The organism is Plantactinospora sp. WMMC1484 (genome assembly GCF_049315195.1).
Taxonomy (GTDB): domain Bacteria; phylum Actinomycetota; class Actinomycetes; order Mycobacteriales; family Micromonosporaceae; genus Plantactinospora.
Window position 1 is genome coordinate 6,059,264 of record NZ_CP186055.1, and the last position, 19,569, is coordinate 6,078,832.

Annotated in this window: 23 protein-coding genes; 15 read left to right on the forward strand and 8 right to left on the reverse strand. The window is 70.4% G+C overall.

The window, feature by feature from the left end:
* Nucleotides 1–109: 109 nt before the first annotated feature.
* From ACN28C_RS26135 to ACN28C_RS26145, 3 genes are all read left to right on the forward strand, one after another.
* The gene (locus ACN28C_RS26135) at nt 110–745 is read left to right on the forward strand and encodes a CG0192-related protein (protein ID WP_422770176.1); all 636 of its coding nucleotides are present in this window, start codon (nt 110–112) and stop codon (nt 743–745) included.
* Between the two features lie 118 nt (nt 746–863).
* Nucleotides 864–1,577, forward strand: a complete 714-nt coding sequence (locus ACN28C_RS26140) for a GNAT family N-acetyltransferase (protein WP_422770177.1) — start codon at nt 864–866, stop codon at nt 1,575–1,577.
* A gap of 75 nt (nt 1,578–1,652) precedes the next feature.
* Nucleotides 1,653–2,621 carry an NAD(P)-dependent alcohol dehydrogenase gene (locus ACN28C_RS26145; protein WP_422770178.1) on the forward strand — a complete coding sequence of 323 codons (969 nt, stop codon included), beginning with the start codon at nt 1,653–1,655 and terminating at the stop codon, nt 2,619–2,621.
* Nucleotides 2,622–2,723: 102 nt separating this feature from the next.
* Here the strand turns inward: ACN28C_RS26145 and ACN28C_RS26150 are convergent, their stop codons facing one another.
* Both ACN28C_RS26150 and ACN28C_RS26155 read right to left on the reverse strand, forming a co-directional pair.
* Nucleotides 2,724–3,095 carry a YciI family protein gene (locus tag ACN28C_RS26150; RefSeq protein ID WP_422770179.1) on the reverse strand — a complete coding sequence of 124 codons (372 nt, stop codon included), beginning with the start codon at nt 3,093–3,095 and terminating at the stop codon, nt 2,724–2,726.
* A 288-nt stretch (nt 3,096–3,383) separates the two neighbouring features.
* Nucleotides 3,384–4,877 (reverse strand): alpha/beta hydrolase, encoded by a 1,494-nt coding sequence (locus ACN28C_RS26155; protein ID WP_422770180.1) that lies wholly within the window; start codon nt 4,875–4,877, stop codon nt 3,384–3,386.
* Between the two features lie 266 nt (nt 4,878–5,143).
* Here ACN28C_RS26155 and ACN28C_RS26160 point away from each other — a divergent pair, with 266 nt between their 5' ends.
* Nucleotides 5,144–5,962, forward strand: a complete 819-nt coding sequence (locus ACN28C_RS26160) for a response regulator transcription factor (protein ID WP_422770181.1) — start codon at nt 5,144–5,146, stop codon at nt 5,960–5,962.
* A gap of 31 nt (nt 5,963–5,993) precedes the next feature.
* Here ACN28C_RS26160 and ACN28C_RS26165 read toward each other — a convergent pair whose 3' ends face one another.
* Nucleotides 5,994–6,818 (reverse strand): SAM-dependent methyltransferase, encoded by an 825-nt coding sequence (locus tag ACN28C_RS26165; RefSeq protein WP_422770182.1) that lies wholly within the window; start codon nt 6,816–6,818, stop codon nt 5,994–5,996.
* Nucleotides 6,819–6,943: 125 nt separating this feature from the next.
* Nucleotides 6,944–7,372: a YybH family protein gene (locus ACN28C_RS26170; RefSeq protein WP_422770183.1), complete on the reverse strand. Its 429-nt coding sequence runs from the start codon at nt 7,370–7,372 to the stop codon at nt 6,944–6,946.
* An 86-nt stretch (nt 7,373–7,458) separates the two neighbouring features.
* On the opposite strand from ACN28C_RS26170, the gene ACN28C_RS26175 reads away from it, so the two are divergent.
* Genes ACN28C_RS26175 through ACN28C_RS26185 form a run of 3 tightly spaced genes read left to right on the forward strand, consistent with a single transcriptional unit; the run spans nt 7,459 to nt 9,767 of the window.
* Nucleotides 7,459–7,833, forward strand: coding sequence for a YciI family protein (locus ACN28C_RS26175; protein ID WP_422770184.1), 375 nt, complete (start codon nt 7,459–7,461; stop codon nt 7,831–7,833).
* 4 nt (nt 7,834–7,837) lie between these two features.
* Nucleotides 7,838–9,061: an RNA polymerase sigma factor gene (locus ACN28C_RS26180; protein ID WP_422770185.1), complete on the forward strand. Its 1,224-nt coding sequence runs from the start codon at nt 7,838–7,840 to the stop codon at nt 9,059–9,061.
* A gap of 37 nt (nt 9,062–9,098) precedes the next feature.
* A complete protein-coding gene (locus ACN28C_RS26185; RefSeq protein ID WP_422770186.1) occupies nt 9,099–9,767 on the forward strand; it encodes a GlxA family transcriptional regulator in 669 nt (222 codons plus the stop codon).
* Here ACN28C_RS26185 and ACN28C_RS26190 read toward each other — a convergent pair.
* Both ACN28C_RS26190 and ACN28C_RS26195 read right to left on the reverse strand, forming a co-directional pair.
* Entirely contained in the window at nt 9,730–9,936 is a 207-nt protein-coding gene (locus ACN28C_RS26190; protein WP_422770187.1) for a DUF397 domain-containing protein, read from the reverse strand. The genes ACN28C_RS26185 and ACN28C_RS26190 overlap by 38 nt on opposite strands.
* A 19-nt stretch (nt 9,937–9,955) precedes the next feature.
* Nucleotides 9,956–10,822, reverse strand: a complete 867-nt coding sequence (locus ACN28C_RS26195) for a helix-turn-helix domain-containing protein (RefSeq protein WP_422770188.1) — start codon at nt 10,820–10,822, stop codon at nt 9,956–9,958.
* A 120-nt stretch (nt 10,823–10,942) separates the two neighbouring features.
* Here ACN28C_RS26195 and ACN28C_RS26200 point away from each other — a divergent pair, with 120 nt between their 5' ends.
* The 3 genes from ACN28C_RS26200 to ACN28C_RS26210 all read left to right on the forward strand — a co-directional run bounded on the left by ACN28C_RS26200 (nt 10,943) and on the right by ACN28C_RS26210 (nt 12,325).
* Complete coding sequence (locus ACN28C_RS26200) at nt 10,943–11,086, forward strand: hypothetical protein (RefSeq protein WP_422770189.1); 144 nt, start codon at nt 10,943–10,945, stop codon at nt 11,084–11,086.
* A 25-nt stretch (nt 11,087–11,111) separates the two neighbouring features.
* The gene (locus ACN28C_RS26205) at nt 11,112–11,663 is read left to right on the forward strand and encodes a hypothetical protein (protein ID WP_422770190.1); all 552 of its coding nucleotides are present in this window, start codon (nt 11,112–11,114) and stop codon (nt 11,661–11,663) included.
* Between the two features lie 77 nt (nt 11,664–11,740).
* Complete coding sequence (locus ACN28C_RS26210; RefSeq protein WP_422770191.1) at nt 11,741–12,325, forward strand: DUF1707 SHOCT-like domain-containing protein; 585 nt, start codon at nt 11,741–11,743, stop codon at nt 12,323–12,325.
* 78 nt (nt 12,326–12,403) lie between these two features.
* Here ACN28C_RS26210 and ACN28C_RS26215 read toward each other — a convergent pair whose 3' ends face one another.
* Entirely contained in the window at nt 12,404–12,769 is a 366-nt protein-coding gene (locus ACN28C_RS26215; protein ID WP_422770192.1) for a DoxX family protein, read from the reverse strand.
* Nucleotides 12,770–12,883: 114 nt separating this feature from the next.
* Between ACN28C_RS26215 and ACN28C_RS26220 the strand changes: the two genes are divergently transcribed.
* The gene (locus tag ACN28C_RS26220) at nt 12,884–13,261 is read left to right on the forward strand and encodes a winged helix-turn-helix transcriptional regulator (RefSeq protein WP_422770193.1); all 378 of its coding nucleotides are present in this window, start codon (nt 12,884–12,886) and stop codon (nt 13,259–13,261) included.
* A gap of 226 nt (nt 13,262–13,487) precedes the next feature.
* On the opposite strand, the gene ACN28C_RS26225 is transcribed toward ACN28C_RS26220, so the two are convergent.
* Nucleotides 13,488–14,417: a LysR family transcriptional regulator gene (locus ACN28C_RS26225; RefSeq protein ID WP_422770194.1), complete on the reverse strand. Its 930-nt coding sequence runs from the start codon at nt 14,415–14,417 to the stop codon at nt 13,488–13,490.
* A gap of 36 nt (nt 14,418–14,453) precedes the next feature.
* Between ACN28C_RS26225 and ACN28C_RS26230 the strand changes: the two genes are divergently transcribed.
* From ACN28C_RS26230 to ACN28C_RS26245, 4 genes are all read left to right on the forward strand, one after another.
* Nucleotides 14,454–15,185, forward strand: a complete 732-nt coding sequence (locus ACN28C_RS26230; RefSeq protein ID WP_422774808.1) for a succinate dehydrogenase cytochrome b subunit — start codon at nt 14,454–14,456, stop codon at nt 15,183–15,185.
* A gap of 113 nt (nt 15,186–15,298) precedes the next feature.
* Nucleotides 15,299–17,236 carry a fumarate reductase/succinate dehydrogenase flavoprotein subunit gene (locus ACN28C_RS26235; protein ID WP_422774809.1) on the forward strand — a complete coding sequence of 646 codons (1,938 nt, stop codon included), beginning with the start codon at nt 15,299–15,301 and terminating at the stop codon, nt 17,234–17,236.
* A complete protein-coding gene (locus ACN28C_RS26240; protein WP_422770195.1) occupies nt 17,233–17,994 on the forward strand; it encodes a succinate dehydrogenase/fumarate reductase iron-sulfur subunit in 762 nt (253 codons plus the stop codon). The genes ACN28C_RS26235 and ACN28C_RS26240 overlap by 4 nt, the downstream gene beginning before the upstream one ends.
* A 182-nt stretch (nt 17,995–18,176) precedes the next feature.
* Nucleotides 18,177–19,193: a metallo-hydrolase family protein gene (locus tag ACN28C_RS26245; protein WP_422770196.1), complete on the forward strand. Its 1,017-nt coding sequence runs from the start codon at nt 18,177–18,179 to the stop codon at nt 19,191–19,193.
* Nucleotides 19,194–19,569: the final 376 nt, after the last annotated feature.

Consider the following 19,569-nt stretch of genomic DNA (forward strand, 5'->3'; position numbering starts at 1 on the left):
ACCTGTCGCAACGATGCCGACCTTCCGCGGCGAGGCGAACCAGGCGGGGCGACTGGGTCGCGGCGCGGGATCACGTGGCACGGCGTCGGCGCCGGCTACGATCTTGCGCATGGCGCTTCTGCACCGGGCCCGGCTGCACCCGGGCAAACTCGAACTCCTGGCGGCATGGCTGCCCGGCCGCCCCTGGTACCAGGGGCCGGTGCCGGCCGACGTCGTCCGCGTCGCGAGCTTCCGGTTCGACGATCCGGACGGGGCGGTCGGGATCGAGACGATGCTGGTCAGCCCCGGCGAGGGGGTGGTGTATCAGGTGCCGCTCACCTACCGCGACGCACCCCTGTCCGGTGGCGACGACTGGCTGGTCGGCACCGCCGAGCACACCGCGCTGGGCCGCCGCTGGGTCTACGACGCCTGCGGCGATCCGGTCTACGCCAGCGCACTGGCCGCGGCGATCGTAACCGGTGGCAGTCAGGCGGAGGAGTTCTTCGAGGTCGACGGGGTGCGCGAGACCCGCGAGCCGAGCATGACCGTGGCCGGCAGCGGCACCCCGGGCAGCAGTGTGCCAGCGGTCCAGGTGATCCGCCGGGTGGTCGAGGGCGGGTCGACGACCATCGTCACCGATTCCGTGGAACTCGCCGTCGTACGCCGCCCCGGAGCCGGGGACGGCGGGTTGGCCGGCGACGCACTCACCGGCACCTGGCCCGGCCAGCCGACTCCGCTGCCACTCGCGTACGCCGTCGCCCGCTGACCGCGACCACCGGCCCGCCAGGCGACAGCCCGGCGGGCCGGGACGCCCGCCGGGTGCCGCGCTGGGGGATGCCCCGTCACGAGTGGTCCCAGCAGCGGCAGATCCCGCAAGATCGTCCTTGAAGTTCCTGGTCACGGGCGTGGCAGACTGGTCGGATCAGCTGGCAGGGGTGGCAGGGGGTGGCGCAGGGATGATCGAGATCCGAAGCTTCGCGGAGACTGACCGCGCCGCGCTGCGGGAGCTGTTCGGCCGGGCGGGCGAGGGCTCTCCGTCGTCCCTGCTGTGGGGGCACGAAGATTCGGAGGCGGCCATGTACCTGGAGCCGTACATGAGCCGGGAACCGGACTCGTTGTTCGTCGCCGAGACGGGCGGCCAGGTCGTCGGCTACCTGGCGGGGTGCCTGGACAGTTCGACCTTGCCCAGCGAGCGGAAGCGCATGGAGCGGGCGATCGCGAGGTATCGGTTGGTCTTCCGCCCCAGGCCCGCGGCCTTCCTCGCTCGTGGCATGGTCGACATGGCGTCGGCCGCGGTCCGGCGCAAGCCCACCGCAAGCGGCTTCGACGACGCCCGTTGGCCGGCTCACCTGCACATAAACGTGGCGCCCCGGGCGCGGGGAACCGGTGCCGCCGACGGTCTGATGAGGCGATGGTTCGATCGACTCGTCCAGACCGGCTCACCCGGCTGCCATCTGCAGACCGTGGCCGAGAACACCCGCGCGGTGCGGTTCTTCGAACGCGTCGGCTTCGCCAGGCACGGCCCGACTCCGTTGGTCCCGGGTGCCCGACACGGCGGCAGGCGACTCCACCAGCAGACGATGGTCTGGCAGCCGTGACCGGCCCGGGGGGGTCCACCCTCGGACGACGGTGCCCTCAGCGTCGTCACAGCGGTTCTACCGCATGGTGTGGGGATGCGAGCGGTGATGTTCCAGGCGTACGGCCCGCCCGAGGTGCTCACACAGGTCGACCTGCCGACGCCCGTGCCTCGTGCCGACCAGGTGCTGATTCGGGTGCATGCCACCACGGTGACCTCGGCCGAGTGCGGGATGCGCCGTGGCGAGCCCCGGTGGGGGCGGGTCGTCATTGGTCTGCGCCGCCCCCGCAGGCGCGTCCGGGTGCTCGGGTTGGAGCTCGCTGGACAGGTCACGGCGGTCGGACCGACGGCGAGCCGGTTCCGGGTCGGTGACCGGGTCTTCGGCTTCACCAGCTTCGGCGCCGGGGCGAACGCCGAGTACAAGTGCCTGTCGGAGCGGGCCTCCATCGCCCGGATGCCGGAGAACGTAACGTACGCACAGGCCGCGGCCACCGTCGACGGGTTCACCACCGCCTGGCACTTCCTGCGGGATCTGGCCGAACTCCAACCCGGGCAGAAGGTGCTGGTCATCGGCGCCTCCGGCAGTATCGGCACGTACGCCGTCCAGCTCGCCACGCACCTCGGCGCCGTGGTGCACGGCGTGTGCGGCGCCCGGAACGCGAAACTGGTCGAGTCGCTCGGCGCGAACCGGGTGTTCGACTACACCGTCGAGGACTTCACCACCAGCGGCGAGCGCTACGACGTGATCCTGGACACCGTGGGCCGCAGCTCGTTCACCCGATGCCGGCCGTTGCTGGCGCCGCGCGGCTGCTATCTGCCGACGACCGGCCTGGTGAACAGCCTGCTCGCGGCCCGCACCGCCGTCACCGGCGGCCCGCGGGTCCGGACCGGGATGTCGGTGCGCAAGCACGCGGCCCTGGCCGCGCTGCGGGACCTGCTCAGCCAGGACCGGCTCCAGATCGTCGTCGACCGCACCTATCCGATGGCCGAGATCGTCGAGGCACACCGGCACGTCGATACCGGACACAAGGTCGGCAACGTCGTGATCACCGTCGTGGAGGACTGACCGCTGCCGATGAGCGGGGCACACTCGTCGCGATCGGCGTGGCCGTCGTCGCACTGCACCAACGCGACAGCACTTTCTCGAGCAGCCGTCGTCGCGACGCCGTCACCGCCCGTCGGCCCGGCGGACCATCGCGTCCATCTCGGGGTCGGGCATGAGCAGCCTGACCTCTTGCGCGCAGCGGCAGGCGACGGCGAACCTGGCAGCCCACGCCAGCGCCTCCTCGCGTGAGACCACATCGACGACCACGAACCCGCCGATGACCTCCTTGGTCTCCGGGTAAGGGCCGTCGGTGACCGTCCCGTCCGTGGCCACGACGCTCGCCCTCTGCCGTTGCAGTCCGGCGCCGAACACCCACACGCCGGCGTTCACGGCCTCCTGGACCACCGCGTGCGCCGCCTTGCCCACGTCCGGCAGGTCCTCGTCCGGGATGGGGTCCATCGCGCCGTCGTCGAACGAGATCAAGTACCGGGTCATCCCATAGCTCCTTTGTCCCGGCAGCCTCCTCCGGCCGCCTGTCACCTGTGCTACGAACGACCCACCCCGTATTCGACACTATGCCAAAGGTTCTTCACAGGTCTTCCGCCGCTCGACGCCTGCGGGTGTCACTTGCAACCCCCGTCCGCCGTCGTCCGTGTGCCGCAGCGAGCCCATGTGCGGTCGGCCTCAGTCGACGTGCAGCTCGGCGTCTCGCTCCTCCACGGGTCGAGGTGGCGGTTCGAACCGCCGGGACTTCTCGTACCGGACGGCTCGAACCGCGTCCCATCAGGTGCCGGACGGCACGATCGCGGGGCACCTCGTGCCCGGAGCCGGCGGCTGTCCTGAGATCAGGTACTCGTGGATGGCGGAGTCGATGCAGGGGGACCGGCCGTGCGCGATGTGTCCCCAACCCTCGTAGGTCAGCAGTACGGCTCGGCTGCCGTACTGTGCTGCCATGCCCTGCGCCCACTGGTATCCGGTCGACGGGTCGTGCAGGCTGTTCACCAGTAGCACCTTGGCGGTGTTCCGGGCGACCAGCCTGTGCGGCGGATTGGTCGGCGCGGTCGGCCAGCCGAGGCAGACCGAGTGCGCCGGAGTCCGAACCAGGTCGGGTGCCGCAGCCCGGATCGCGGCCATCAGGCTGGTCCACTCCGCGTACGTCGAGGCGGGACGGGTCCAGTCCTGGCACCACACGGGCAGTTGGACAAATGGGAAGGTGATGTCTGGCTGTCCCGGCACGCCGGGCGCAAAGCCGACCGAGCGCCCTGACGGCCGACCCTCGTCCAGGCTGACCAGCTCGGCCGCGATCTCCGGCCACACCCTCGGATCGTGGTACAGCTCACCGACCACATAGCCGATAAGGTTGGTGGGCCTGATCTCCGCGTCCGGATCGTCGGCATCCAGCAGCTCACCACGGGTGGCGCGGTCGAGCAGCCGGGTCCAGAACTGGCGGATGTTCCGGCCGTACAGAGGGCAGCTCGGGTTGCTACCGCAGCCGGCGACGAACTCGTTGAACGCGTCCTGCTCGGCTGCCGCCGTGGTAACGGCATAGCTGCGGCCGTCCAGGCTGTGGTCCAGGTTGCTGTCGGCCACGATCGCCCGCACCTTGTCCGGATAGGTCTCTGCGTACTGGTGGGCCATCATCGTGCCGTACGACCCGCCGTAGAACGTCAGCCGCGGATCGCCGACCGCGGCCCGAAGCGCGTCGATGTCGTAAACCGTCTGCCGGGTGTCCATATGGTCGAAGACGGAACCGCTCCGCGCGCGGCAGTCATCGGCCAGGGCACGGCTCTGCGCCACCACGTGGTTGAAGTCGGCCTGGCTGCTCATTGCGTCGATGAGTGGGCCGAGCTGGTTGGCCCGGTCCAGCGAGCACGCGATCGGGCTGCTCTGTCCCCAGCCGCGCGGGTCGAAGCTGAGGATGTCGAAGCGTCGCCGCACCTCCTCGGTGAAACCGCTGCCCCCGTTGATCGCGAGAGTACGGCCCGGGCCGCCTGGTCCGCCCGGGCCGAAGATGAGTGTCCCGATCCGCGCGGACGGGTCGGTGGCAACGCGGCGGGCGACCACCAGATCGATCTTCGGCCCCTTCGGGTGCGCCCAATCCACCGGCACCTGGAACGTGCCGCACTGCGCGCTCGCGTCCTCCACGCACGGCGCCCAGCTGATGGACTGCGGCGCCGGTGCGCCCGAGGCCGTTGCCGGGACCGCCGCGACGATCAGCGAGGCGAGCATCGCCAGCGCGCCGCCCGCAGAAAGTATTCGGGATTGTTTCCAACGCATAACAGTTCTCCCAAGATCTTGCCACTTGCGGAAAAGCCGCCAACGTCCATAGCAAACTGTCATGATCGAGCACGGAGTCGGCCGGTAACACCACGCTAGGTGCGCGGCGCACGCGCCAGCAGATCCCAGATGAAGGACGCCATTTCCCAGATGATCGCCGTACCCTTTCGGGGACTTGTCGTGGGCGACATCGTGGCTTGTCGAGTGCCGACGAAGTGGTGGCGATGACACATGGCGACCGGTTCCAGCGACGTACGATTTTACGCATGGTTCGACGTCCCTCCTCGGACATTTCCCCTGCGATCGCGCGCCCAGACCACGGTCACAACGGTCGACCGATCCACGTTGCCGTCGTCGCCGCCGCACCGCTGACCCGGGCAGGCGTGTGCCAGTTGCTCGCCGACGAGCCCTCGGTGCACGTGGTCGGCACGGCTGCCTCCGTCAGCCACCTGGACCAGCACCTCACCCTTGACGTCGTGGTGTTGGTCGACCCCGAGGACCGTCTGCGTGCCGGGCCGCTGCCTGCGCACCGCCGTCCGCTGCTGCTGGTGGTGCCCAAGGACTCCCGGATCATCCTGCGAGACGTGCTCAAGGGACAGGTGCGCGGCATCGTGAGCACGAGCATCGGGGCGGCCGACCTACGCTGGGTGCTGCGTGTGATCGCGATGGGCGGCATCCATATCGGACACGAGTACGTGGCGGGTCTGCGCGACCAACTGGACGATGGCGGATCCAGTCCGGACGTGGTGCTCACCCCACGCGAGACGCAGACCCTGCGTGCGGTCGCTCAGGGCCTGACCCACGCCCAGGCGGCGCGCCGGCTCGGGGTGACCGAAGCGACCGTCAACACGTACGTCAAACGGCTGCGGGCCAAGCTCAACGCGGGCAACAAGGCCGAGCTGACCCGAATAGCCATCGAGCGCGGCCACATGCGCACACGCCCGCCGCATCCGCCCTCGCCGGCCACCGGCGTCGTCCGGTCACCGCCTGACGGCGACATGGAGCCGGCGCTACCTGACCCGAATTTCCGTGGCGCCGGCTTACGGCATCAGCAGGGTGCCGGTGCCTTCACACAGCATGCGTAATAGCGCCGTCAGGACGCGCTGTTCCTCGTACTCAGCCTGCCTTACGCGCGACCGCCCCGTACATGGCGATGTCCTTGTCTGCGATCCCTGGAGCCTCGGACCCGTCCGGGCGCCACTTGTGGACCTGGACCAGCCCTGGTTCGACCAGATCCAGGCCGTCGAAGAACCCCAGCGCAGTGGCACGGTCGCGGAAGACGAGGGTCTCACCGAGCCTGTTGTACTCCCGCTGGACCTCGGCCAACGGGACCGGGTCGAACTCATCGGTCGCGATGGACATCGCCAGGTAGCTGCCCGCCGGCAGCACGTCCAGCACCTGGCGTACGACCCGCCGTGCCTCCGCGTCGTCCTCGATGAAGTGCACGATCGCGATCAGCAGCAGCCCGACCGGCTGCTTCAGGTCGAGGGTCTGCAGGAACTCCGGCGCGGAGATGATGGTCCGGGGGTCGCGCATGTCCGCCGACACGTAGGCCGTGTGTCCCTGTGCCGTACCGACCATCAGGGCCTGCGCGTGCACGAGCACGAGCGGGTCGTTGTCGGTGTAGACCACACGTGCGGTCGGATCAACCGACTGGACGACCTCGTGGAGATTCGGTGATGTGGGCAGTCCGGTGCCGATGTCGAGGAACTGCCTGATCCCACACTCGGTGGCCAGGAAACGCGCCACCCGGTGCATGAAGGACCGGTTGGCCTGCATGTGCACCCGCAACGCGGGCCATATCCGCAACGAACCCTCGCCGGCCTCGCGGTCGACGGCGAAGTTGTCCTTGCCGCCCAGGATGTAGTCGTAGATCCGTGCGCCGTGCGCCCGGTCGGCTCGCAGTTCGACCTCGCGAGCATCTTCGCCCCGATGTTCCACCAAGCCTCCGCACAACGCTGCCGTCGCTCGTGCAGGCGACCCTACACCGGCCACCCTCCGTAGCCGCCTCCGGCTGAGGGCCGCCGCCGAGGGTGTCGGCGGCGGGCCCAGCGCCCCTGATCGCCTCAGTCGGTGGGGGTCAGCCCGGTCGAGGCGCGCAGCGAGCCGTCCATCTCGAACGGCACGGACTCGTGCTCGTGTGTCACCAGCCAGCGCCCGTCGATGCGGCGCAACCCTAGCGTCACGCGGAACCACAGGCTGAAGCTCTCGGTCGAGCCGCGAGGCACAGCGGTCAGGCAGTCGAGGCTTGTCGCGAACGCCACGTCGCCGTCCGCGGTGATCTCCAACCGGGTGACCTCGCGGCGCGGCGGCGCCTCGAAGGTGGCTATCCAGGCCGCCAGCGCGGCCGGGTTCCGGCCGTCGCCGGGCTGACGCAGCGGCGGGGCGAGGCTGTACTCGACAAAGCTGGGCGCGTAGTACGACAGGATGGCCCTGGCGTCACCTTTCTGCAGCAGCGCGGCCTTGCTCTCGATGACTTCCCGGATCTCGTCCATGACAGGTCCTACCTTTCTCTCTTGCCGGGATGTCGAAACCGGCCGGCTCGGTTTCGACATCCCGGCAGGAGAGAAGGAGAGAAGCCATGAAATACCTGATCCTGATCCAGTCGAACCCGCAGTCGCTGGCCGTCTGGGAGACGCTGACCGAGCGGCAGCGGACCGACTTCGGCCTCGGTCACCTGCGGCTGACCGAGGAGATGCGCGAGGCCGGCGTGCTGGTGGTCAGCGAAGGGTTGGGCGACCCGGCCCTGGCCACCCAGGTCTGGGTGCGCGACGGTAGGACGATCACCTCCGACGGCCCGTACGCCGAGGTCAAGGAGCACCTGGCCGGCTTCTACCTGATCGACGTCGCGGACCTCGACGAGGCGGTCGGCTGGGCCGCGAAGGCGCCGGACGCCGCGTACACCCGGGTCGAGGTGCGCCCGATCCTCGATATGAGTACATGGGACTCGATGTGAGCACATGGGAGCTGTGACCGGACTGCCGGACCTGCTGCGCGAGTGCGCGCCGCAGGTCCTGGCCGCCGTGGTGCGCCGCTATGGCGACTTCGAGGCCTGCGAGGACGCGGTGCAGGAGGCGCTGATCGCGGCCGCCGGGCAGTGGCCGGACACCGGCGTCCCGGCACAGCCGCGGAACTGGCTGATCACCGTGGCGAGCCGTCGGCGGGTGGACCTGCTGCGCAACGAGACGGCCCGCCGGCGCCGCGAGGAGGCGGTCCGGCACGAACCCGCGCCGCAGGTCCGTGGCGACGACGAGCTGGCGTTGCTGCTGCTCTGCTGCCATCCCGCGCTGAGCGTGCCGGCGCAGGTCACGCTCACCCTGCGGGCGGTCGGCGGGCTCACCACCGCGGAGATCGCCCGGGCGCTGCTGCTGCCGGAGGCCACCGTGAGCCAACGAATCAACCGGGCCAAGCAGCGGATCCGGGACACCGGCACCCGGTTCGAGATGCCCGCGCCGGGCGAGCTCGACGAGCGTCTCACGGCGGTCTGCCACGTGCTCTACCTGATCTTCAACGAGGGCTACACGGCCAGCTCCGGCGACGCCTTGAACCGGGTGGAGCTGACCCGGGAGGCGATCCGGCTGACCCGGCAGCTGCACCGGCGCCTACCGGACGACGGCGAGGTGGCCGGGCTGCTCGCGTTGATGCTGCTCACCGACGCGCGCCGGCCCTCGCGTACCGGGCCGGACGGCACCCTGGTCCCACTCGCCGAGCAGGACCGGCGCCGCTGGGTCGCGGCCTCGATCGCCGAAGGCGTCGCGATCATCACCCACACGCTGGCCCGGGCCCGAATCGGCCCGTTCCAGCTGCAGGCCGCGATCGCGGCGGTGCACGACGAGGCAGCGCGCGCCGAGGACACCGACTGGCCGCAGATCCTCGCCCTGTACGGGATGCTGCACGCACTCGCCCCGAGCCCGATGGTCACGCTGAACAGGATCGTGGCGCGTGCCATGGTCGACGGCCCGGAAGCCGGGCTCGCCGATCTGGACCGGATCGCCGAGGATCCGGTGCTGGCCCGGCACTACCGGACCGCGGCGGTGCGGGCCCATCTGCTGGAGCTGTCCGGCGACCGGGCCGGGGCGCAGGAGCATTACCGGCTGGCGGCGCGGCTCACGCTCAGCCGGCCCGAGCAGCGCTATCTGGAGTCGCGGGCCGCGCGGCTCTGCTGTGAATCTTCTGCAACCTGACATCTGGCCGAGCAAGTTGGCTTTCCGACGAGCCCGCGTGCACTGTCCAGCCGACCACTTCCAGCGGACGTTTCCGCAGGTGCGGCTCGACGCGGACGTGCTCTTCGTCGACGACGGGCAGGTGCTGACCGCCGCGGGCGTCGCCTCCGGCGTCGACCTCTGCCTGCACCTCGTACGCCGCGACCACGGCAGCGCCGTCGCGAACCGGGTGGCCCGGCTCTGCGTCGTACCGTGGCGCGAGGGCGGGCAGGCGCAGTTCGTCGACCGCCCGGTGCCTGAGCCGGCGACCGCGACCACCGCCGAGGCCCGGCAGTGGGCACTCGGGCAGCTGCACCGGCCGATCGCCCTGGCCGAGCTGGCCCGGCAGGCGGGGATGAGCGTCCGGAGCCTCTCCCGCCGCTTCCGGGACGAGGTTGGCATGACGCCGGTGCAGTGGCTCACCCGCCAGCGCATCGAGCACGCCCGGCACCTGCTGGAGACCACCGAGCTGCCGGTGGACCGGGTCGCCGCCGAGGCCGGCTTCGGCACCGCCGCGTCCATGCGCCAGCACCTGTCCGGCGCGATCGGGATCTCGCCGACGGCGTACCGGAAGACGTTCCGGACCGCTGGACGGCCCCTCCGGGGTCAACCTGAAGCCGGAGGGGCCGCCGGCCTGCTCGCCGCGGCGGCTACGCCGGGAGCGTCCCGTCCCTCAGCGACGCCGTGAAGGTCGTCCAGGCGGCCGGGCCGAACACCAGCACCGGACCGGACCGGTCCTTGCTGTCCCGCACCGCGACAACCGCCCCGACCTTGTCGGCAACCTCGACACAGTTCCCGTTTGCGCCGGACCGGCTACTCGTGCGCCACTTGGCGTCGGCGGAGTCAAAGACGTGCATCTTTCCTCACCTCCCTCCATCAATCCTGCTCGGCGGTACGAGTGATCAAGCGGACCGAGGCCGCCGGGTCGAGCGCCGCCGCGCGTAGGTGTTCGAAGAGATCGGTGTAGCTGGCGATGTCGGTGTCGCGCTCGAGGAAGAGAGCGTTGACCCGGTTCTCGATGTAGACGAGATCGGAATCGGCCGGATCCGGAAAACCCATGATCGCAAATGCGCCGTACATTCCGGGATGCGCGCCAACCTCGAAGGGCAGCACCTGAACAGTGACGTTGGGAAGCTTGGTCAGCTTGGCCAGATGCTGCAACTGGTCCCGCATCACTTCCGCGCCTCCGACCCTCCGGTGCAACACGCTCTCGTCGAGGATGGCCCACACCTTGAGCGGTTCGTCCCCCGTGATCGAATCCTGGCGTTTGAGTCGCGCCTCGACTCGCCGTTCGACCTCCTCCTCGGTGCCGTCGGGCAACAGGCCGGAGGTGACGGCTCGGGCGTACGCCTCGGTCTGGAGCAGGCCGGGGACGAAGAGCGACTCGTAGTTGCGGACCGTCTGGGCCTCGGACTCGAACGAGATGTAGGTGCTGTACTCGTCGGGCAACTGGTCCTCGTACGCCTGAAGCCACCCGAGCTGGCCGGCGTCCTTGGCGAGGTCGACCAGTTCGAGCCGGCGCTCCAGATCGGTGACGCCGTAGACGTCGAGCAGGCCGAGCAGGGTGCGACGCTGGGGTCGGGCCCGCGCGGTTTCCAACCGCCAGAGGGTGGCGGGGTTCATGTGTGTCCGCTCCGCGACGTCCTCCCGGGTGAGGCCGGCCCGGTGCCGCAGGGCGCGGAGTTCCGCCGCCAGCCGGCGCAGTCTGACGGTCGGCGGTTGCTTTCGTGCGGCCACGGCCATGCTCCTTCGCTCCTTTCCAGTCTCGAATGGCTTGCGTTTGCAAGGCAATGGAAAAACGGCGCGATGTGAACAGAGCGGCCTCTTCGCAAGCTTTGCGTTAGCCCAATAGCTCCCAGCAACATGACCCAGAGTACGGTCAACGCCTGGCGCCGACGGATGACGGTCGAGGTCCTGCTGGCACTGACCGACCTGCTCGATCCGCTCGACGATCCCGACGGTGGGCAGGGTGACGCGAATGCCACCGGATCGTCGATCCCCGATTGACGACGGCACCGATAGCATGCGTCCCGTGACCGACTCGATGAGTCCCGCGCCCCACCCTCAGCTCGGCGGGTTCGTCCGGACCTACCCTGCCGACGACCGTCGCAGGGTCGGCACCGCGATCGGCATGCTGGTCGTCGGCGCACTGAGCGCCCTGATCGGCATCCCCATCTTTCAGGCCCGCCAGGAGCAGATCTCGTCGCAGGGCGGCAGCCCCGGCAGCCCGTTCGCCAACGCCATCACCGGCTTTCCGCTCTTCGGCGGCCTGCTGCTGGTCGCCTTCGCCTGCTGGCGGCTCGGACACGCCGTCGCCAACCGGGGCGAACGGTTCGACGAGTACGAGCGCGGTTTCGTCCACAGCCGGCGCGGCGCCAGCGATCCCGTCGAGTGGTCGGCGGTGCGCCAGGTCCGCCAACTGGGCGAGGCCCGGGAGGGTTGGCGTCACACCCTCGGCATCGACTGCCGGTACGTCGTGCAGCGCCACACCGGCCGGACGATCCGGTTCAACACCCTCATCGAGGATGCGGACGTGCTCGGCAACCACATCGAGCGGGCCACCCGGCCGGGCTCGTCGGGCTGACGTCCGGCCGCACCGGGCCGGGCTTCTGTGCCGGCCGGGCTTCTGCACCTGTCGACCGAACCCGTAGTGTTGTTCGGGTGAGTGGTGACGTGGTCCCGCCAAGGCGGGAGGTGCGCATCTCCGACGCCGAGCGGGAGACCGTGATCGCCCGGTTGAGCGCCGCGGTCGCGGAGGGCCGGCTGACCCTGCCCGAGTTCGAGGAGCGGGTTGACGGCGTGCTGCGCGCCCGGACCGACGGCGAAGTGGAGCCCTTCGTCGCCGACCTGCCGGCCGTGGCTCCGGCCGTAGCCCCCGACGAGGTCGTCGAGCTGAGCAGCCACGCCGGGCAGATCAAGCGTTCCGGCAGGTGGGCCGTGCCCCGGCGGCTGGTGGTGCGGAGCAAGGCCGGCATGGTCAAGCTCGACCTGCGGCACGCCGTCATCGTCCACCGGGTGGTCGAGATCGACCTCGCCACCCAGGCCGGCTCGACGACCATCGTGCTGCCCGCCGGTGCGACCGCCAACATCGACGGGGTCAACACCAGCGCCGGTACCGCGACGACCAAGGTGCCGTCCACCCCCGAGCCCGGGTCGACCGCTCCGCACATCGTCGTCCGCGGCAGCACCGCCGCCGGCAGCCTGGTGGTGCGCTACGAGCGCCGCTTCTGGCGCTGGAGCTGGTAGTGCGGGAGCGCCCACATCCACGCCCTTGGCCCGCTCGCTGGCGTCGGCGGCGGCCCGGTGCGGGACGCCCGTGCGGCTTCAGATCCAGCTGGTGGCCAGCCAGGCGGTGGCGGCAGCGGTGACGAGCAGGGCTATGTTGAGTCCGATCTGTCCGGCCTCGTCGCGGGACAGGTGGACGCCGACGCCACCGATCTGAATCAGGACGAGGCCGATCGCCGCGGCGATGGCGAGCCAGGGCGCGATGCCGGTCAGCGGTGGCAGGATCAGGCCGGCCGCGCCGAGGATCTCCAGCACCCCGATGGTCCTGACCAGTGGCATGGGGACGCGGTCGACCCAGCCCATCATGGGCTGGAGCTGCTCCCGGCTCTGGACGGTCTTCTTGCCTCCGGCATACAGATAAAACGCGGCCAACAGCGCAGCGATGATCCAATAGGCGAGTTCCATGAAACCTCTCCAACGACAAACCTGGTGGTTGCGGAAGGAAGTAGCCACATCATCAGTCAGTTTCGAGCGGCTTACAAAAGGCACATGGGTGTGCGTGAGGCACAGGGGGTTGTCATGTCGCAGTACGAACACACCTGCATGATCCGCGGAGACGGCGGCCGGACAGTCCGGGCAATCCTGGATCGGATAGCCAACAAGTGGACGCTGCTGATCGTGGCGACCCTCGACCAGTCCGCGCTGCGCTTCACCGACCTGCACCAGCAGATCCCAGGTGTCTCCCAGCGCATGCTGACGCTGACCCTGCGGAACCTCGAACGCGACGGCCTGGTAGCTCGGACGGTGTACGCGGAGGTCCCACCACGGGTGGAGTACGCGCTGACCCCCACCGGCAGGAGCCTCATCCCGCCAGCGCTTGCCCTCGCCGGCTGGGCCGTCGAGCACGTCCCACACATCGAAGCCAGCCGGGCGGCCTACCGAAGGCGGACCGGCTGACCCAGCCCTCAGCTCCACGACGAAACGACGTCCCCGGCGCTGCGGCCCCCGCCCCCCGGGGCGAGTGGTCGCCGGTGCCGTCGCCGGATCGGGTCAGGATCCACGCCTGTTCGGCAAGCATATCCAGGTCGATGCCGATCGGCCGGCGCCGCGTCCGGTCAGCTCGGCGACCGCCCGCCCGGTGCCGCAGCCGACGTCGTCGTCGAGGCTCGCGCCCCCTCGCGGGTCAGTACGGCGTGACGCCGGACGGCAGGGTCGCGTTCGCGGCGGCCGTACCGATGTAATCGAGCAGAATCCGCCGGAAGGCCCGGGCCGCGTGCGTCGGCTCCGGCTCGCGGCGCCGGGCCAGCGCGATCGTCCGGTGCACCCCGGGCGGGGCGAGCGGGGTGACCCAGAGCCTCGGCCGGCGCGCCACCACGATGCCGGGCACCAGGGCGGCGCCCAGCCCCGCCTCCACGAAGCTGAGTACCGCGTCCATCTCGCCGCCGTCCACCGCCAGCGACGGCTCGAAGCCCGCCTCCCGGCAGGCCCGTAGCGTGGCGTCGCGCAGGTCGTAGCCCTGCCTAAACATCACCAGCGGCTGGTGGCGCAGGTCGGCCAGGTGCAGGGTGCCGGCCGAGTCGGTCATCGGCAGCGGGTTGAGCGAGGCGATCACCAGGTTGTCCCGGAGGATCGGCTCGGCGACCAGCGCCGGATCGGCACCGGTCGCCGGCAGGATGATCAGTGCCAGGTCCAGCTCACCCCGGAGCAGGTCGCGGACGAGGTCCTGCGAACCGCTCTCCTCGACCCGCAGGTCGACGCCGGGGTGGGCGTCCCGGAACCGGCGCAGCACGGTCGGAGCGAGCGAGGTGGCCAGGCTGGGGGTGGCGCCGAGGCGTACCCGGCCGCGCCGGACCCCGACGAGTTCCTGCACCTCCCGGCGCGCGGTGTCGACGTCTGCCAGGATCCGGGTGGCGAGCGGCAGCAGCACCTCGCCGGCCGCCGTCAGGCCGACATTGCCGCGTACGCGCTCGAAGAGCGGGGCGCCGAGTTCCGCCTCCAGGGCGTGAATCTGCTTACTCAGCGAGGGCTGGGTTATCCCGACGTTGTCGGCGGCATGAGTGAAATGCCGGGTTTCTGCGACCGCCACGAAGTATCTCAACTGCTGGAGCTGCACCGTTCATAGCCTACAGCTATCGTGACTGAGCGTTTGATGCATTGGACGACTAATCAGAGCTCTCCTAGCGTCTTTGACGTGACAGCTGTATCGACGCGGTCGCCGATCCGGTCCAGCATCGGCCTGAAGGCCGTGATGGCGGTGACGGGCATCCTGCTGGTGCTCTTCCTCATCGCGCACATGCTCGGCAACCTCAAGATCTTCTTCGGTCCCGCGTCGTTCGACCACTACGCGCACTGGCTGCGGACCATCGGCGCGCCCGTGCTGCCGGACACGTGGTATCTCTGGATCCAGCGGGCCGTGCTCGGCGTCGCCCTGGTCGCGCACATCTGGTCGGCCACCGTGCTGGCCCGGCGCGCCCGGGCCGCACGCCCCGTCCGGTACGCACACCGCCCCCGGGTGCAGGGCAGCTACGCGGCCCGGACGATGCGCTGGGGCGGCGTGATCATCGCCCTCTTCGTCGTCTACCACCTCCTCGACCTGACCACCGGGGACCTGAACCCGGTCGGCGACCCGCGCCGGCCGTACGCGAACGTCGTTGCCGACTTCGCGCCGGAGCGCTGGTACGCGACCCTGGTCTACGTCATCGGGATCGTCACGCTCGGCTTCCACCTGCGACACGGGATGTTTAGTGCGTTCCGCAGCCTCGGTCAGCAGACTCCCCGGGGTGAGTCCCGGGCCCGGGCACTCTCGCTCGGTTTCGCCGTCGCCCTCTGCGCCGGTTACCTGGTCGTCCCCTTCGCCGTGATCGCGGGATTGGTGCGCTGATAATGAACTCCACCACTGGACCGGGGACGAACGGACCGGGGACGAACGGACCGGGGACGAACGGACCGGAGACGAACTCCTCCGGTGGACCGCAGACGAACTCCGCCAACGGGCTGGACCTCTTCACCGTCGGCGAGCCGATCGCCGACACCAGGGCCCCGGACGGGCCGATCGAGACCCGCTGGCAGCGCCGCCGCTTCGGCGCCAAACTGGTCAACCCGGCGAACCGGCGCAAGCTGACGGTGATCGTGGTCGGCACCGGACTGGCCGGCGGCTCCGCCGCCGCGACCCTGGGCGAGCAGGGCTACCAGGTCAGGTCGTACTGCTACCAGGACAGCCCGCGCCGGGCTCACTCGATCGCGGCCCAGGGCGGCATCAACGCGGCCAAGAACTACCGCAACGACGGCGACTCGATCCAACGGCTCTTCTACGACACCGTCAAGGGCGGCGACTTCCGCTCCCGGGAGTCGAACGTACGCCGGCTCGCCGAGGTCTCGGTGGAGATCATCGACCAGGCGGTGGCCCAGGGCGTCCCGTTCGCCCGGGAGTACGGCGGCCTGCTCGACACCCGCTCCTTCGGCGGCGCCCAGGTGCAGCGCACCTTCTACGCCCGGGGCCAGACGGGACAGCAGTTGCTGCTCGGCGCGTACCAGGCGCTGGAGCGGCAGATCGGGCTCGGCCGGGTGGAGATGCACAGCCGGCACGAGATGCTGGAACTGATCGTGGTCGACGGCCGGGCCCGGGGCATCGTGGTCCGCGACCTGGTCACCGGCGAGATAACCACCGACTTCGCCGACGCCGTGGTGCTCGCCTCCGGCGGCTACGGCAACGTCTTCTACCTCTCCACCAACGCCAAGGGCTGCAACGTCACCGCCACCTGGCGGGCGCACCGCAAGGGCGCGCTCTTCGCCAACCCCTGCTACACGCAGATCCACCCGACCTGCATCCCGGTCTCCGGCGACCACCAGTCGAAGTTGACGCTGATGAGCGAGTCGCTGCGCAACGACGGCCGGGTCTGGGTGCCGGAGGAGGCCGGCGACGACCGGCCGCCCCGGCAGATCCCGGAGGAGGAGCGGGACTACTTCCTGGAGCGGATGTACCCGTCCTTCGGCAACCTGGTCCCCCGGGACATCGCCTCCCGGGCCGCCAAGAACGTCTGCGACTCCGGCCGGGGCGTCGGGCAGACCGGGCTCGGCGTCTATCTCGACTTCGCCGACGCGATCGACCGGCTCGGCCGGTCGGCCATCGCCGACCGCTACGGCAACCTCTTCGAGATGTACCAGCGGATCACCGGCGAGGACCCGTACGAGGTGCCGATGCGGATCTATCCGGCGGTGCACTACACCATGGGCGGGCTCTGGGTCGACTACGACCTCCAGTCGACCATCCCCGGCCTCTTCGTGATCGGCGAGGCGAACTTCTCCGACCACGGCGCCAACCGGCTCGGCGCCTCGGCGCTGATGCAGGGCCTCGCCGACGGCTACTTCGTGCTGCCCAGCACCATCGCCGACTACCTGGCCGCCGGGCCGTTCGAGGCGCTCACCGACGACCATCCCGAGGCGGTGGCGGCCCGCGACGACGTCACCGACCGGCTGGCCCGGCTGCTCGCCTGCCAGGGCGACCGGACCGTCGACTCGTTCCACCGCGAGCTGGGCCAGATAATGTGGGACCACTGCGGCATGGAGCGCAGCGACGCCGGGCTGCGCAAGGCACTGGCCGAGATCCGCGGCCTGCGGGAGCAGTTCTGGCAGCGGGTCAGGGTGCCCGGCGACGGCGAGGGGCTCAACCAGGCACTGGAGAAGGCCGGCCGGGTCGCCGACTTCTTCGAACTGGCCGAGCTGATGTGCATCGACGCGCTGCACCGGACCGAGTCGGCCGGCGGGCACTTCCGGGCCGAGAGCCAGACCCCGGACGGCGAGGCGCAGCGCGACGACGAGCACTTCAGCTACGTGGCCGCCTGGGAGTTCACCGGCGCCGACCGTCCGCCGGTGCTGCACCGGGAAGACCTGCGGTTCGAGTACGTCCACCCCACCCAGCGGAGTTACAAGTGAACCTGACCCTGCGGATCTGGCGGCAGTCCGGACCGGACGACAAAGGTCGGATGGTCAGCTACCAGGTCCCGGACGTCTCCCCCGACATGTCGTTCCTGGAGATGCTGGACGTGCTCAACGACCGGCTGACCCTGGACGGCGAGGAGCCGGTCGCCTTCGACCACGACTGCCGCGAGGGCATCTGCGGCGCCTGCGGCATGGTGATCAACGGCGTGGCGCACGGCCCGGAGCGGGCCACCACCGCCTGTCAGCTCCACATGAGACACTTTCGGGACGGCCAGACCATCGACATCGAGCCGTGGCGGGCCAGGGCGTTTCCGGTGGTCAAGGACCTGGTGGTGGACCGGAGCGCATTCGACCGGATCATCGCGGCCGGTGGCTACATCACCGCACCGACCGGTGCCGCACCGGAGGCGCACGCCCAGTTGGTCCGGAAGTCCGATGCGGACGCCGCCTTCGAGTCCGCCGCCTGCATCGGCTGCGGCGCCTGCGTCGCCGCCTGCCCGAACGGCTCGGCGATGCTCTTCACCGCCGCCAAGGTGAGCCACCTGAGCCTGCTGCCGCAGGGCCAGCCGGAGCGCTCCACCCGGGTCGTCGGGATGGTCGACGCGCACGACGGGGCCGGCTTCGGCGGCTGCACCAACATCGGCGAGTGCACCGCCGTCTGTCCCAAGGGGATCCCGCTGACCAGCATCGGCCGGCTCAACCGCGACTATCTGAGGGCCACTCGGGACCGGGACGGCGCACCCGGCACCTGACGGTAGATCGTCGAATCCGCTCCCGCCGATGGACTGCCACGCCGCCCGGGGTCCGCGGTCTGCTCCGGAGTCGCCTATCGTTACCGGTCGACACGCCGCAGATCCGGCAACCGCCCGCGCGGGCCCGCCCCGGCCGGGCGGCTCCGGGGCGGCGACCTCGAGCCCCGACGGGAGACCACGCAGTGAACAGGGTAAATCGCAGGACCGCGCTCGGGATCGGCACGGCGGCCACGGCCGGCGTGGTACTCGGGACCGCCACCCCGGCGATGGCCGCGCCGAGCAGCGGCCGAGGGCTCGAGACCCCCAGCCGTGCCCGGGCGGACGAGGTCGCCGCGATCTACCAGCGGGAGAAGACAAAGGCCGGCGGGAACTGGTACGCGTACCTGAGCGTGGCCAACGGGACCAACCCGGCGCCGCTGCCGGCGGTACGGGAGCACCCCGACACCGTCGTCGAGGCGTACAGCGTCAACAAGATCGCCGTGGCCACCGCCGTGCTGGACAAGGTTGACCGGGGCCTGCTCAGCCTCGACCAGCGGGTCGAGGTCACCGAGGGGATCGTGGTCCCCGGCGGTGACGGCATCTTCAGCCTGGACGGCGCCTATCCCAGCCTGGTGACCCTGGGGCACGTGCTCGCGGCGCTGCTGACCGTCTCCGACGACACCGCCGTGCGGCTCTGCGGCCTGGTCTGCCCGGCGGCCGAACTCAACCAGATCCTGGTCGGCAAGGGCTTCCCGAAGACCCAGGTCGAGCCGGTCGCCAACCCCAACCGGTTCTACCTCGGCACCAGCACCGCCCGGGAGACCCACGACCTGCTCCAGGCGCTGGTCCGGGGCACCCTGCTCTCCACCGGCTCGACCAGCTTCCTGCTCAACCAGCTCCGCGCGCCGATCGCCTTCACCGACGGCATCCGCCGCACCATGTCGTCGGCGGAGCGGGCCCGGATTGCCACCAAGGCGGGCTGGTTCGCCGACGCCCGGCACGAGGCCGGGCTGATCTTCGACCCGGCCGGTCGGCCGGTGCTGACGTACGTGCTCTTCGCCGACGGCCAGGCCGGCTCGGACAACTTCGGCTCGACCCATCCGGCGGTGCAGGCGCGGGCGGCGATGGGTCCGGCCTTCCTCGAGGCGGTCGACGGCCTGACCAGCCTGGGCGTGCCGGCGCGCCGGCCGAAGATGTACCAGCCGAGCAACGGCGGCTGAACCGCGATCCACAGCACGTCGGTGCAGTTGGGCTGCGGCGGCACGGGCCTGCCTCTCCGCCAGCGGCCGCGTTCGGGGCGTCCGCGCAGGACGCCGCGGCCTGGGCGGTCCGGGACGTGCCGGCCGCCCTCGGCCGGCTTCCCGAGGATGGGCCGCCCGGTCCACCCGCCACCGGTGGACGGTTGGTGGCGGTCGCTCGGCTGAGACCGCCGGCCGGGCAGGCGACGCAGCGGGTACGGCCGGCCACGTGCCGCAACAGAAGATCGACCGATCACGACACCCGACCACGCAGGGCTCGGGCGGGTTGAACGGACAGTGCCCATGCCGTACCGTCCAGCATCGACATTGTGCAGTGACCGACCCGGCACGCTGGCCG